The following is a 14,600-nucleotide window of genomic DNA, read 5'->3' as shown; positions in this document are numbered from 1 at the left end:
TTATATCCTGCCACCTCAATCTGCACCACCGCCGGCGCGTTGTATATTTTTTCGATTGAAATCCGCTCAATGGCCCGCATGGCATCCGTCAGACCGGTGTCCACGGCGTCGATCAGCGACTGAGTGAATTGTCCACGCAAAATCGCATCCTGCTGCCGGACAAATACGGCTGCACAGGCGGTAATCAGGGTGTTGATTGCTTTTGCACGCAACAAGCTTACGCGACTGTCAAAGTCCGCGAGTTTCTCCAGCCGCACCTTCAGTGCGGGATCAGCACATACCGGCAACAGCAGCTGCTCCACCTGTTCGTAAGCTAAGATGCCCAGCCGGTGTGCATCCTCCAGGTCAATAATGTTATAGCAGATATCATCGGCCGCTTCCACCAGGTAAACCAACGGGTGGCGCTTATAGGCCGCCTGTTCGCCCGAATCGCTCAACAGCCCCGTTTCCAGGGCGATCTTTTCAAAAGCGGAATGTTCCGACTGGAAATAACCGTACTTTTTCCGGTGGTGGGACCGCTTGTCGTGTCCGTCAATGGCGGCGCATGGGTATTTAATAATGGCAGCCAGCGTGCTGTAGGTGAGGGCGAACCCATGTTCGTCTTTGCCCGCGAACGGATGCGTCAGAATCCGCAGCGCATTGGCATTGCCCTCAAAGTGGGTCAGGTCGGCCCATTCCGCCGGTGAAACCTGCCCTTCAAAAACGCGGCCTGCGCCATCGGTAAAATAATTGGATATGGCCGATTCGCCGGAATGCCCGAACGCCGGGTTTCCGAGGTCATGCGATAAACAGGCTGCCGATATGACATTCCCCACTTCCTGCAGATAAGGTAGCTCCCGGTCGATATCCGGGTGCTCCCTTTTCATCTCGTTGTAGAAAATCCGTCCCAGCGACCGCCCCACACTGGCAACTTCCAGGCTATGGGTAAGCCGGTTGTGTACAAATACGCTGCCGGGCAGGGGAAACACCTGGGTTTTGTTCTGCAGTCGGCGAAACGGCGAAGAAAAAATCAGCCGGTCGTAATCCCGCTGAAATTCGGAACGCGCATCGTGTTGGTCGCCCACCACGCGGGATTCGTATCCCCACCGCTTAGCCGAAAGCAATTGCTGCCAGTTCATGATCATAGTCCGCAAAGGTAGCACATTATCACTAAGTGATGTAGCCGTAATGTAAACATCGGTTGCGGCGACCCTTTTTTTATCGTACATTTAAGCCTGGCTTTGGACAACACAGAAATACCGCAATGGCTGCTCCTCTCCCCGACCTGGTACACCAGACCTATCGCTCCCTTTTTAGCGAAGACCCGCTGCTGGTCCGTTCGCCGGGACGTATTAATCTGATCGGTGAACATACCGATTACAATCAGGGCTGGGTACTCCCGGCGGCCATCGACAAGCAGATTGTTGCTGCAATCGGGAAACGGGATGATCCGATTATCCAGCTGCATGCGCTCGACCAGGGCCAGACCTACAGCACAACGCTGCATGGCATCGAACGTTCCGGACTCCTGTGGCCGGATTATGTACTGGGAGTTGTGCAGCAGCTCATCCGGTCACAGTACCCCGTGCAGGGCTTCAACCTCGTCTTTGCCGGCGACATCCCCCAGGGTGCAGGCCTTTCCTCCTCCGCCGCCCTCGAATGCGCAACGGCATTCGCCCTTAATGAACTGTTTTCACTGGGCATCTCCAAGCTGGATATGGCACTGGCGGCCCAAGCGGCCGAAAACGATTTCGTGGGTGTAAAGTGCGGACTTATGGATCAATTTGCCAGTCTGTTCGGGCAGGAACGGCAGTTGATCAAACTGGATTGCGCGGATTTTTCCCATGAATACATTCCATTTAACCACCCAGATATACAACTCATCCTGTTTGACACCCGGGTGAAGCATTCGCTGGCCTCATCGGCCTATAATGAACGGCGCGAACAGTGTGAGCGTGGCGTGGCGTTAATCCGGAAGCATCACCCCGCCGTGACGAGCCTGCGCGATGCGACGGCCGAACAGCTGAACCGTTATGTAAAACCGGCCAACGAAACCGTGTACCAGCGCTGCAGGTATGTCGTTTCGGAAATCCAGCGGGTGCAGGACGGGTGCGACGACTTAAAAAAGAATGATTTGACGTCCTTTGGAAAGCGTATGTTCGAAACCCATGAAGGGCTCCGGCATCAATACGAAGTAAGCTGCCACGAACTGGACCTGTTAGTGGATCTCATGCAGGGTCGCGAAGCGGTCCTCGGTGCCCGCATGATGGGGGGTGGTTTCGGCGGCTGTACAATTAATATGGTAACAGCCGGGGAAGTACCGGATGTCATTTATGCCATAACCCACACCTACAGGAGAAAGACCGGAAAAGAACTGCAGGTTTACCTCGCCAGGCCTTCGGAAGGGACCACGGTGTTATCCTAATCAAGCGATAAGCCATGCTGCACGATCTGCTACCAAATGCCGTCGATTTCGACACCCGGATTGCCGGGAAAAACACACACCTGCTGATATTGAAAAATGACCGCGGGGTTACCGTGGCACTATCCGACTTCGGCGCCCGGATTGTGAGCCTGCTGGTACCCGATCGCCAGGGGCTGCTCACCGACGTGGTGCTTGGGTTTCCCACCATCAGGGGATACACCGATGCAGCAGAACAGTACCACGGCGCTACCATCGGCCGGTTTGCCAACCGCATCGCAGGCGGGAAATTCACCCTTGACGGCCAGACGCATACCATTGAACCCAACCACGGACCAAACGCCCTGCACGGAGGTGAAAACGGGTTTCACCGGCAGGTATGGGACCGCCGGGTCAACTACCTGCAGCAGGCCGATTTCTATTATGTGTCGGCCAGCGGTGAAGCAGGCTTTCCGGGCAAGCTGGCTGTACGCGTCAAATACCGCCTTACCGACAACAATGAACTGATCATCAGCTACCGTGCGGAAACTACCGAGCCAACGGTTATCAACCTGACCAATCATGCCTATTTCAACCTCAACGGAGAGGGCAATGGGGATGTGCTTGGCCACCTGGCACGGATCAATGCCGACCACTACCTGCCCGTGGACCAGGCCCAGATCCCGACCGGGGCAGTGGCGTCTGTTGCCAACACACCGTTCGATTTCCGGAAGGCCAAAACGATCGGACGCGATATCGGGCAACCCCATGACCAGCTGACACCCCATGGGGGATACGATCATACCTATGTGCTGAATACCGGTCCGGGGCCGTCCGCCTCCATCGTATCGCCTGATACCGGTATCTGCCTTGAGGTATTCACCAATGAACCCGGACTGCAATTCTACACCGGCAATGCACTGGACGGAGCGGATTTCGGTAAACAGGGGAAACCTTATAAACAATACGGTGCGTTCTGCCTGGAGGCCCAGCATTTCCCCGACTCACCCAACCAGCCGAAATTCCCCAGCACGCAGCTATTGCCCGGCGAGACCTTCCAATCGGAAACAACGTATCGGTTTTCCGTAATGAAGGCCATGGGCCGGATGCCGGATTGGTAAACTATTGATAAAATAGTATATTGCCTATCCAATAAGCCCGATGAATTATGAAACGCAGGACCGAATCATCATCCGTTGATTTCGATTCGTTATTTGACCAATGGAATAAACGGGTGTATGCGTATGCGCTGAAAAAAACAAACTCCAGCTATCTTGCCGAGGAAACGGTGCAAAAAGCGTTCATCAAATTATGGCGGAACCTGCAACAGCCAAAACCTGAAATTGACATCGAAAGACAGTTATTCTGCATTGTCCGGACGACCATCATCGATCTCATCCGGACAGAAACCGCACGGAAAAGACTGCGTACATCCCTCGTAACCCCAGCGCGTCAAACAGTCTCCCCGGAAGAATTACTTAACGCGAAGGAAATGTCCGGCTTATTACAGGACGCCATCAACGCCCTGCCCGAAATGCGGCGCAAGGTCTTTATCATGAGTCGGTTTGAAAACCTCACACACAAAGAAATTGCAAGCAGGTTGCTCATTTCACCCAAAACCGCTGAAAATCACATTAATTTAGCCCTCAAAGCGCTAAGAAAATCACTTCTTTCCCTTTTATGCATTGTCATTGATTTTTTTTAAACTGTCGGTTGGGGGATAACGTGTTTTCATCCGTATACCATACTGATGAAAATAACCAAAGACCACATCAAACGTTTCTTACAGCATCAGTGTACACCCGAAGAGGCCGCACACATTAGCCGCTACCTGCAACAGCACCCTGAAAAATTAGCGGAGTGGCTCCCCTTTGATGAATGGCAACACCTGGACGATACCGTACCCGATACCTATCCCGAGGAAAAGATCAAGCAAAAGCTCCTTCATGCCATTCATCAGCATGACAGCAAAAAACAGGTGCGCCGAAAGTTCCTGTATATGGCAGGCGCCAGTGCCGCTGCGATACTGATTTTCCTGGGAATACTGTTGAATCGCCCCGATCGGATAATAAAGGAAGCCGATTATGCTGTCGCAGAACCCGTCCGTCTAACCACCGGGGCCGGCACCATCGATAACGTGAACCCCGTGGTACCCCACCCACCCATCAGCAATCTATACTACATCAACTCCGGTAACGAGCCCATGCGTCTCGAACCGGCTGATGGTTCGGTCATTCTGCTTTATCCGCAGTCCGAAATACGGTTTCCCGAGCAGTTCTCGGACGCCCCCAACCGGGTGTTCCGCCTGAAAGGCAAAGCCCGTTTTGAAGTTGCCAAAGATAAAGCCAAACCTTTTATCGTTCACTCGTCGGGATTAACGACACAGGCACTGGGCACGGTTTTCCTGGTTGACGAGCTGGTATCCTCCCATGCCACAAAGGTTTCGCTGATCGAGGGCAGCATCCGTGTCGAAGGCCGGCAAACTGCAACGAACAAGTCATTTACCAGTGTACTCAAACCGGAGGAGGAAATCGTGTTTAACCGCACCGAATTAAAAGTCCTTTCCGCAGTCCGAAAACCCGGGGGAAACACGAACATGGACCGGGGAGGATATTTTGAAGAAACCGCACAGGGCATTAGTTTTACCAACCTGGCCCTGCAGGATGTGTTTGCGATTTTACAGCAGAATTACAACATCCGGATTACCTACCGCGAATCCGATATCCGACAAAAATTCTATACGGGATCGTTTCCAAAAAGCACAGCCGTTTATATAAAGGTAATTAACGAAATCGAATACCTGCATCACATTGACGTTCAAATTGACGCGTCCGGCCGGTAAACCGGCCAAATCATCAGCCAATCATTACACAACAAATAAACATAAATTATGAACCTTTTTTCACGTAACAAGTACCCAACCCATACCTGGTTGGTACCCTTATTGAAAGCCACGCGGGGAAAATGTTTCCTGGGACTCCTCATGGTCCTTACGCTTACGCAGCAGCAAGTCTCTGCGCAAACCTCGGCCACGATAAATGGCGTTGTCCGCGATGGCATGAACCGGCCGATCCCAGCCGCCACCGTAACCTTGGAAAATGCAGCAACCAATTTAAGGCGCGTGACAACAACCGCAGACGACGGCACATTCGCCTTTGAAAAAATTCCCGAGGGCCAGGGCTATACCATTGGCGTCAGTTCCATTGGTTTCAAACCAAAGGAACTGGCCAACTACCGCATCGCCGCCAACGATAAGGTAGCCATTACCATATCGCTTGAAGCAGATGCCGCGGAGCTGGACGAGGTAGTCGTTACCGCCTTGGGCATCAAGCGCGGAAAAAAAGCACTGGGATATACCGTTGCCGATATCAAAGGTGAGGAACTCATGCAGGGAAAAGAGACAAATGTGGCGAACGCACTATCCGGCAAAGTTGCCGGAGTACGGGTCAGCCGCGCCGCCTCTGGAGCAGGAGGCTCGGCCAAGGTGGTGATTCGGGGTAATAATTCGCTCATCGGAAACAGCCAGCCGCTTTACGTGGTGGATGGGGTACCTATCGACAACCAAAATCTTTCGCCGGCCAGCCAATGGGGCGGTACAGATTACGGCGATGGTATCGGCAACATCAATCCAGATGACATTGAAAGCATGTCCATATTAAAGGGGCCGAATGCCGCCGCGTTATACGGCCAACGCGGTAGTAACGGCGTCATCCTGATCACCACAAAGTCCGGAAGTGCGGGGCGGACAAGCATTAACTACAGTACAGACTATGCGATAGGCAACGCGTTGATCCTGCCGGATTTCCAGAACGAATACGGGCAGGGGCTCAACGGCACTTTTACCCATTTCCGCAAAGCAGATGGAAGCATCATTTCCATGGCCGAAGCCATCGCCGGAGGATTTGAGGGTATGCCCAAAATGAGTGCCGGCCGCGACCGTACCGCACGCGCAAGCTGGGGTGCACGGATGGAAGGCCAGCCTTATGAAGATCAATATGGAAACATCCTAAACCTCACCCCGCAGCCCGATACGTACGAATCATTCTTCCAGACCGAAAAGCAATTTATTAATAACCTCAGTGTAGACGGCGGTAACGATCGGCTAAACTATCGCTTCTCATACGCCAACACGCATGTTAATGGTTACATTCCAACGAATACGCTAAACCGGAACAATTTCAGTTTACGTACCCAGGGTAAAATCACCGACAAGTTCCAGGTCGATTTAAAGGCGAATTACATTATTCAAAACGCGGAAAACAGGCCAACCCTATCCGATGCGGCCGACAACCCGGCGTATTTACTGATCAGCCAGCCGCGGAGCCTGAGCAATCGCATCATGTCGCAATATAAATGGACCGCCGAAGAAGTGCAGCGGCAACTCGGTTTTTCCAATGTGTTCGAAGGGCTTGAGAAAACATATGCGACAAACAGTTCAACTGCCAACCCGTACTGGACCGTGAACGAGAACCACAACGAGGATAGACGGGATCGCCTCATCGGGCTATTACGCCTGTCGTATACATTTGCGCCCTGGCTTACGGTAACGGCGACAGGAGGCACCGATTTTTATACGGACCAGCGGTTCCGGTACCGGCCCATCGGCACCTACCAAAGCCTGAACCGACAGGGCGATATCCGGGAAGAGGTTATCCGTTCCCGCGAAAACAACTACGATATCCTTGCCACATCCAATTTTGAGGTGTCCGACGACATAAAACTGAACTTCAACGTCGGCGGCAGCCACCAGAGCCGTTACCTTCGGCTAACCGGAAATACGGGGAACCAGTTTATTGTACCCTCGTTATTCGTGATCAATAACACGACGACCAACTCGTACCTGTTCAATTTAATCGAATCGCAGATCAATTCAGCTTATCTTTCCGGACAGTTCAGCTACCGGGATTACTGGTTTGTTGATTTCTCCGCAAGAAATGACTGGTCATCCACCCTTTCGAAGGACAACAATTCCTTTTTCTATCCTTCAGTAAGCACCAGTCTGGTGCTGTCGGATGCCTTCAAATGGCAATCGGATGTACTATCTTACTTAAAAATCCGCGGATCGTGGGCTCAGGCCGGAAGTTCGGGCAACCCCTATCAGTTAACCGGAACATACAGCTTAAGTCAGTATACACACGGTGGGGTACCGATGGCATCCTATACCGAGATCATACCCGATCCCAATTTAAAAAATGAACTGACAACCTCTGTTGAAGTAGGGGCCGACGTAAATTTCCTGCGGAACCGACTGGCCCTGTCCTTCACCTATTATGAGGCAAATACGAAAAACCAGATCCTTGACGTGCCGATTTCACCCTCGAGCCTGTTCGTTCGCAACCGCATTAACGCCGGTGAAATCAGCAATAAAGGATTTGAATTTATGCTGAGCGCTACCCCCATCCGGACGGAATCAGGTTTTGAGTGGAATACGGTATTCAACTTTAACCGGAACCGGAATAAGGTCGAATCATTGTATCCGGGAGTCGAGACATTCCTGCTGGCAACCGACAGGGGTATTAATGTGGTCGCCGAGGTGGGCAAACCATTTGGACAGCTGATCGGAACGCAGTTTGCCTGGATCAAGGACGAAGCGGGCAACCGGCTTATCGATCCGGATACCGGGCTCCCGTTACGCACAACCGGCCGTGTGGAAACCGATCTGGGTAATGCACAGCCGGACTGGCTCGGCGGCTTCGGCAATACGTTCAGGTATAAAGGACTCAGTCTTTATGCATTGGTGGATATCCGCCAGGGTGGAGTCATCTTTTCCCAGTCGAACCGCGAACAGATAATCTACGGCACGACAAACAAAACGCTTCCGGGACGCGACGGCACGTATGTGGCTGATGGATACGTGGCCAGCCGGGACGGCTCGGGGCAATGGGTAAACAGCGGTGTAAAAAACAGCAGGCCGGTTGCGGCGCAGGACTACTGGAACATGGTAGCCAGCGACAAAGAGGTGATGGTATCCGAGGAGATGATCAACGACATGAGTTACATCGCCATGCGCGAAATAAACCTCACTTATCAATTGCCCGCGAGGCTGTTGCCGAATAAGGTTGTTAAATCCGCCAGATTGGGGGTTTATGGAAGAAACCTGTTTTATTTCCAACGCAAAACAGATGGTTTTTCTCCCGAAGGGGCGGCTTTCAATGTCGATAATTCGTCTATCGGTATCGAATCCACGTCGCTACCCATGATGCGCAATTTCGGCGTTAACTTATCCGTAGGATTTTAAGATTACAAATTATGAAAACGTGTTTTTTAACCAAGCTTATCTATATCGGGGTGATCGCCGGCGTTATATCGTCGTGCACCAAGGACTTTGAAAGGATCAATACACCGCCAACGTCCGTCACCGCCGTTGATCCGGGATTGTTATTCTCCCGCATACTGCGTGATGGCACATTCCAGGAATCCGGTGAAGTGCCGAACAATAAATTCGGTTCATGGGTTCAGCATTGGGCCGGAGGGCCGGTAGTGCCTGTTTCCCGTTATTTCGAAGGGCCGGAAAACCTGATCTGGTCACAGCACTATGTATTACTACGCAATATCATCCAGATCAGGGAAGAACTTGCGGGTTTGGAAAACGAACCCGCCGGCCGCAGCAAACTGGCTATTGCATCCATCTATGAAGTGTACCTTTACCAGCGGCTGACCGATCTATTCGGCGACATTCCCTTCTCGGAGGTCACCCGGTCCCACACGGAAATCAACCGTACACCGAAGTTTGATCCGCAGGAAGCCATTTATCCGGCCTTGATTGACCGCCTGAATACCGCACTGGCCAGCCTGACCGTGGGCGATCAGTCGTATGGCTCATCCGACTTTTTTTACGGCGGTGATATTGATAAATGGAAAAAATTCGGCAATTCGCTTAAGCTTCGGCTGGGGATGCGTATCCGCTATGCCAATCCGGAATTGGCACAACAGACCGTTGAGGAGGCGATGGGATCCGACTACGGGCTTTTTGCTTCCAACGAGGATAATGCAGCCATACCTACATTTAATGATGCCCAGGCGGAAAACCAGAATCCCATCCTCCGCCAGTCGATAACCGGCAGCTCGGACCTCAGGTACCTGGCCAATACGTTAATCGACCAGCTGAAAGCTTACGATGATCCCCGCTTGCCCTTATTGGCCGAACCGGTTACCATCAATGGCAATCAGGTATACCAAGGTATCGGTGTCGCATTGACCGACGACCAGCTTTCCCAGCTGATCCGGGCAAACTATTCAACGCCGAATACCGACACCTGGTTCAGCCGGACATTCCCACCGATCCCGAGCTACGCCATGACTTATTCAGACATCTGTTTCTATAAGGCAGAGGCGGCGCTGTTAGGTTGGGGTGCCACCGAAGCCGATGCCCATCCTTTCTTTTTGGAAGGGGTAAAAGCCGCATTTGCGTTACCGCCCTACAACCTCTCCGTTGTTCCGGCTGACTACGAGGGGGATGTGCTTAGCTTTACCGGACTGACAAGCGAGCAGAAGATGGAAAAAATTGCCGTCCAGAAGTGGATACATCTCTTTGGCCGAAACATGGAAGCATTTGCCGAATGGCGCCGGACCGGCTATCCCAGGCTTACCCCCGGGCCAAACCCAGGTTCCACCAACGGCGAAATCCCCCGGAGAGGAATTTATTCCGCAGAAGAGGCAGAGTTGAATTCAGCTAATTATGCCGCGGCGGTGAGCAGGCTTTCCGATGGCGACTCCTTTTTATCGCGGGTATGGTGGGATAAAAACTGATTAAAAATGAAAAGCCCTGAAACGGGGAGGATCAGGGCTTTTCTAACTAACCAATTATAAACCTAAATATGATACGGATAAATGATCAAATTACATGCCTCAATTTGCTCCGAAATGTTAAGACATGTTAAAAAATCAAGAACTGCCCCCATTACATTTCAAGGGCAATAACCCGGTCCGTACGGAGCTGTTCGATGAAATAGTCGTCGTGTGACACCACGATCAGGGTTCCCTGGTAGGCGTTAATAGCGGAAACCAGTATTTCAACGCTTTGGATATCCAGGTTATTGGTGGGCTCGTCCAGCACGATGATATCGGGTGAAAGCCGCTGGATGGTCAGGCAGCAGAGCGTCAGCCGCATTTTTTCTCCGCCGCTTAATGCGCTACAGGGTTTATTCCAGTCCTCCTCCGGAAAAAGCAACCGGCTAAGCCTTGTTTTTATTTCATGCTCCTGCAGCGCTCCGGTATTAAACCGCTGTGCCTGTTCGTATACACTCAGCCGGTTGTCAATCAGGGAGTAATCCTGATCAACATATACCGTATGGCCGGCTGCCCGGTAAACGGTTCCGGATGCCGGCTCCAGATCACCGAGGACCAGCTTAATTAGTGTCGTTTTGCCCGAACCATTCGCCCCTTTCAGTGCAACCCGTTCGCCGCTGGCCAGCTGGAATGTGAGGGGAGTGTTCCAGATCGGAACATCCTGATAACTGACGTTCACACCCGTAGCGGCAAACAGCCGCTTGCCGCGGTGCAATGCCGAGCCGTCAAACCCGATCTTCATCCTATCGGTATCGGGCATCGTTGCCCGCAGCTCGTGGAGTTCCTGCGAAAGATTTCCGATTTTTTCGGCATGCACACCCTTGATTTTCGCCGTGCTGCTTTCGGCGTGGTTGCGCAGGGTGTTCATCATGATCCGGGCAACGCCCGCCTTTTCATGCTTCTGTTTTCCGCGGGCATCCAGTTTCTGCTGCCGCTCCAGCGTTTCCCGCTCCTTTTCCTTCGCTTTCCGCAGGGCTTTTTCCCTGTTCCTGATGTCCTGGTTCAGCGCCTCGCTAGCCAGCTGTTTCTGCTCGGCGTAGGCGTCGTAATTTCCGCCGTACACCGTAACCCCGTTCCGGTGCAATTCCATTACCGGGTCCAGCAGATTCAGTAATTTACGGTCGTGGCTGACCACCAGCAGGGTGTTTGACGTATTGCAGATAAAGTCATACAACAACTGCCTTCCGTCCATATCCAGGTGGTTGCTCGGTTCGTCCAATAAGATAAGCTGTGGCCGATGGATGAAAATCCCCGCGAGGAAAACCCGCGTTTTCTGACCGCCGCTCAACGTTTCCATTTTTGCGGCGAGGTCGAGCCGGTCCAGCTGCCAATGCTGCAGGGCCTCCGCGCAGCGCTCCTCGATCGTCCAGTCATCGTCCAGCAGTTCCAGGTTCGTTTCTGATACGTTGCCATTGAGAATTTCGTTCAGGGCGTTCCACTTGTCGGCGATACCCAGGGACTGGGCAACCGTCTGCTCATTGTACTGCCCGAATACCTGCGGCACATAATACAACGGTCCGCCCCGGTCCAGCTGACCGCCGGCAGGCTGCAGTTCACCGGCAATGATTTTGAGCAGGGTCGACTTGCCGCAGCCATTATTGCCAATGAGGGCGACTTTTTCGCGGTGATTTATCGAAAGGCTGATGTCATCAAACAGCAGCGTTTTATCGGGATGTAAATAGGTAATGTGTTGTAATGTAAGCATAATTTCTTTCCTGTGAAGGGGTCAACAACTGATGGAAGGGAAACGCTTCCCGCCACCGGATTTTGTCCGAAAGAAATGATTGCTTACATATAGACTTAATTATTGCGGTTGCAAATATACAAATTTTACGGAAAACATCACTGGATAAGGCGGTCCAGGGCCGCATTCACCTCCCCGAAACGGAACGATCCTGCCACGCGGTCAAAAGCCGACGTGATCGCATCGTTGCAAAGGTTGCCTATGCTGCCCTCGTGTGTATGGTTTACCGCTTTCTGCGGTTTGTAGGTACCGTTCTCGATGGCCAGCCCGATATTCCGGTATGCTTCGCGGAAAGGCACGCCCTTGAGCACCTCTTCATTAACCACTTCCACACTGAATAGGTAATCGTACTTCGGGTCATCCAGAATCCGCTCATTGATCCGGATATGGTCCAGCATAAATACCGTGATTTCCAGGCATTCATTCAGCGAGCGGAATGCCGGGAACAGGTTTTCCTTCAGTAACTGGAGATCACGGTGATAGCCCGACGGCAGGTTGGCCGTCATCAATGCGATCTCGTTGGGCAACGCCTGGATCTTGTTGCACCGCCCGCGGACAAGCTCAAACACATCCGGGTTTTTCTTATGCGGCATAATACTCGATCCGGTTGTGAGGTGGTCCGGAAAGGAAATGAACCCGAAATTCTGGTTCATGTACAGGCAGACATCCATGGCCAGTTTGGCCAGCGTAGCCGCAACAGCACTCATGGCCTGGGCCAACAGCCGTTCCGTCTTGCCGCGCCCCATCTGCGCATACACCACGTTGTAATTCAGGTCAGCAAAACCCAGCAGTTCCGTGGTCATTTTACGGTCGAGCGGAAAGGAAGAACCATAGCCTGCGGCCGAACCCAATGGGTTTTTGTTGCACACGTTCCACGCGGCATGCACCATCTCCAGGTCGTCCACAAGGCTTTCCGCATAGGCGCCGAACCACAACCCGAACGACGACGGCATGGCAATCTGCAGGTGTGTATAACCGGGCAACAATACGGCTTTATGTGTATCGCTCAGGTGAATAAGCTGTGTAAACAATGCCTGCATGTTGCCCACCAGTTTCTCGATCTCCATGCGGAAAAACAGCTTCAGGTCTACCAGCACCTGATCGTTACGGGAGCGGCCGCTATGGATTTTTTTTCCGGCGTCGCCAACGCGTTTGGTCAGCAGAAGCTCCACCTGCGAATGTACGTCCTCCACATGGTCGTCTATGGTAAACTCGCCCGCCTTTACTTCGCGGTATATCGCCTTCAGCCCCTGCTGCACCGCATCGAGGTCGTCATCACCCAGCAGCCCGATCCGATGAAGCATCCGGGTGTGTGCCAGCGAACCCAGCACGTCGGCCTCAGCCAGCTGCAGGTCAAGCACGCGGTCGTTGCCCACCGTAAATGTTTCCACCAATTGGTTTACATCCGTATTCTTTTGCCAGATTTTCATTTTTTTGCTTTTAGCTGCCGGTCCGCCTGCTTTTGCGTGTGGCAGACCGCTGTAACGGACGGTAAAAATAGGAATTCTCTATGTCATTTTCCCGATATAATGCGACATGCGGTCCAATTCTTGCGTAACTTTAACCGATAATCCCGATTTATGATGACACATCCCCTGAAACATCCGGCAACACATTTGGGTGCCCTGCTTGGTTTTTTACTCGCGGGCCTGCCCGGAACAACGCGATCGCAGTCATTCACGGTTACCAACCACCTGGATATTCCCCGTGTTAATGAGGTGGTCGGCATACCGATGGACGAAATCCGCCGGTTTATCCCTATGGACAGCATCAGTTACGTGCAGCCCCGGGAATCGGATCAGCGTACCTACCTGCGGTCACAGGCTGTCGACAATAACCTGGATGGCGAACCCGACGAGCTGTTATTCCTCGTATCAATCGGTCCGGGTGAAACAAAAACATTTATTTTGGAAACCACCGGTGGCGCCGCGGCGGCTGTCCTTGGCGATACCCCAGCCGCTTACTCACGCTTCGTGCCCGAGCGGCAGAACGACTATGCATGGGAAAACGACCGGGTAGCCTTCCGGATTTATGGATTGCAGGACACTACTGCCGATGCCAGGAGACCGCCGGGTGGCGGCATTGACGCCTTTCTGAAGCGCGTCAGCTATCCCATCATCAACAGGTGGTATAAAAATAATGCGGAACGGGAAGGTGCTTATCATATAGATACCGGGGAAGGATACGATCCGTATCAGGTGGGCGCCAGCCGTGGGTTGGGTGGCACCGGCATATGGGAAGCTGATTCGCTATTCGTGTCGTCCCATTTCATTCGCGCCAAAACGATCGCCGAAGGTCCTTTAAGAACCATTTTCGAGCTCACTTATGCCCCCTGGGATGCCAACGGCCGCACCGTGATGGAAACCAAACGGATCAGCCTTGACCTGGGCAGCCACCTGTTCAGGGTGACGGAACGGATCCGCGCGGATAAACCCATCCCCAATGTCGTGGCGGGGATAACGCTCCACGATAAACGGGGCGAGGTGAATGCCGATCGCAAAGCCGGCTGGTTCCGCTATTGGGAGCCTATGGATGATTCGTGGCTGGGAACGGCTATTGTGATGGATCCGTCGCGTGTCAGCGGATTCCGGGACTACCGAACCGAAGCCCGGGACCAGAGCCACCTGTTGGTTTTCACAACCCCCGTGCATAACGAGGCCACTTTCTATGCTGGTTTTGCCTGGGAAA

General features: G+C 52.7%; 10 protein-coding genes. 7 read left to right on the top strand and 3 right to left on the bottom strand.

From position 1 onward, the window contains the following. Nucleotides 1-1,118: dGTP triphosphohydrolase (gene dgt / locus ABWO75_RS11105; protein WP_353185522.1), on the bottom strand; the 1,118-nt coding region annotated here is incomplete at its 3' end. 125 nt (nucleotides 1,119-1,243) lie between these two features. Between dgt and galK the strand changes: the two genes are divergently transcribed. The 6 genes from galK to ABWO75_RS11075 are packed head-to-tail and all read left to right on the top strand — an operon-like array spanning nucleotide 1,244 to nucleotide 10,129. Then, nucleotides 1,244-2,404: a galactokinase gene (galK, locus tag ABWO75_RS11100; RefSeq protein ID WP_353185520.1), complete on the top strand. Its 1,161-nt coding sequence runs from the start codon at nucleotides 1,244-1,246 to the stop codon at nucleotides 2,402-2,404. A gap of 14 nt (nucleotides 2,405-2,418) precedes the next feature. After that, nucleotides 2,419-3,501, top strand: coding sequence for an aldose epimerase family protein (locus ABWO75_RS11095; RefSeq protein ID WP_353185518.1), 1,083 nt, complete (start codon nucleotides 2,419-2,421; stop codon nucleotides 3,499-3,501). Between the two features lie 47 nt (nucleotides 3,502-3,548). Continuing rightward, nucleotides 3,549-4,085 carry an RNA polymerase sigma-70 factor gene (locus tag ABWO75_RS11090; protein WP_353185516.1) on the top strand — a complete coding sequence of 179 codons (537 nt, stop codon included), beginning with the start codon at nucleotides 3,549-3,551 and terminating at the stop codon, nucleotides 4,083-4,085. 45 nt (nucleotides 4,086-4,130) lie between these two features. Further along, entirely contained in the window at nucleotides 4,131-5,222 is a 1,092-nt protein-coding gene (locus ABWO75_RS11085) for a FecR family protein (RefSeq protein ID WP_353185514.1), read from the top strand. Nucleotides 5,223-5,270: 48 nt separating this feature from the next. Beyond that, on the top strand, nucleotides 5,271-8,618 hold the full coding sequence (locus ABWO75_RS11080; protein ID WP_353185512.1) for a SusC/RagA family TonB-linked outer membrane protein: 3,348 nt from the start codon (nucleotides 5,271-5,273) through the stop codon (nucleotides 8,616-8,618). Nucleotides 8,619-8,629: 11 nt separating this feature from the next. After that, the gene (locus tag ABWO75_RS11075) at nucleotides 8,630-10,129 is read left to right on the top strand and encodes a SusD/RagB family nutrient-binding outer membrane lipoprotein (protein WP_353185510.1); all 1,500 of its coding nucleotides are present in this window, start codon (nucleotides 8,630-8,632) and stop codon (nucleotides 10,127-10,129) included. Between the two features lie 151 nt (nucleotides 10,130-10,280). On the opposite strand, the gene abc-f is transcribed toward ABWO75_RS11075, so the two are convergent. Both abc-f and argH read right to left on the bottom strand, forming a co-directional pair. Beyond that, nucleotides 10,281-11,873 (bottom strand): ribosomal protection-like ABC-F family protein, encoded by a 1,593-nt coding sequence (gene abc-f, locus ABWO75_RS11070; RefSeq protein ID WP_353185508.1) that lies wholly within the window; start codon nucleotides 11,871-11,873, stop codon nucleotides 10,281-10,283. A gap of 137 nt (nucleotides 11,874-12,010) precedes the next feature. Next, nucleotides 12,011-13,342, bottom strand: coding sequence for an argininosuccinate lyase (argH, locus tag ABWO75_RS11065; protein WP_353185506.1), 1,332 nt, complete (start codon nucleotides 13,340-13,342; stop codon nucleotides 12,011-12,013). Between the two features lie 150 nt (nucleotides 13,343-13,492). Between argH and ABWO75_RS11060 the strand changes: the two genes are divergently transcribed. After that, a partial coding sequence (locus tag ABWO75_RS11060) for a BT3233 family polysaccharide utilization protein (RefSeq protein ID WP_353185504.1) occupies nucleotides 13,493-14,600 on the top strand: 1,108 nt, incomplete at its 3' end.

Source organism: Parapedobacter lycopersici (genome assembly GCF_040395035.1).
GTDB classification, from domain to species: domain Bacteria; phylum Bacteroidota; class Bacteroidia; order Sphingobacteriales; family Sphingobacteriaceae; genus Parapedobacter; species Parapedobacter lycopersici_A.
This window is presented reverse-complemented; position numbering and strand designations above follow the sequence as displayed.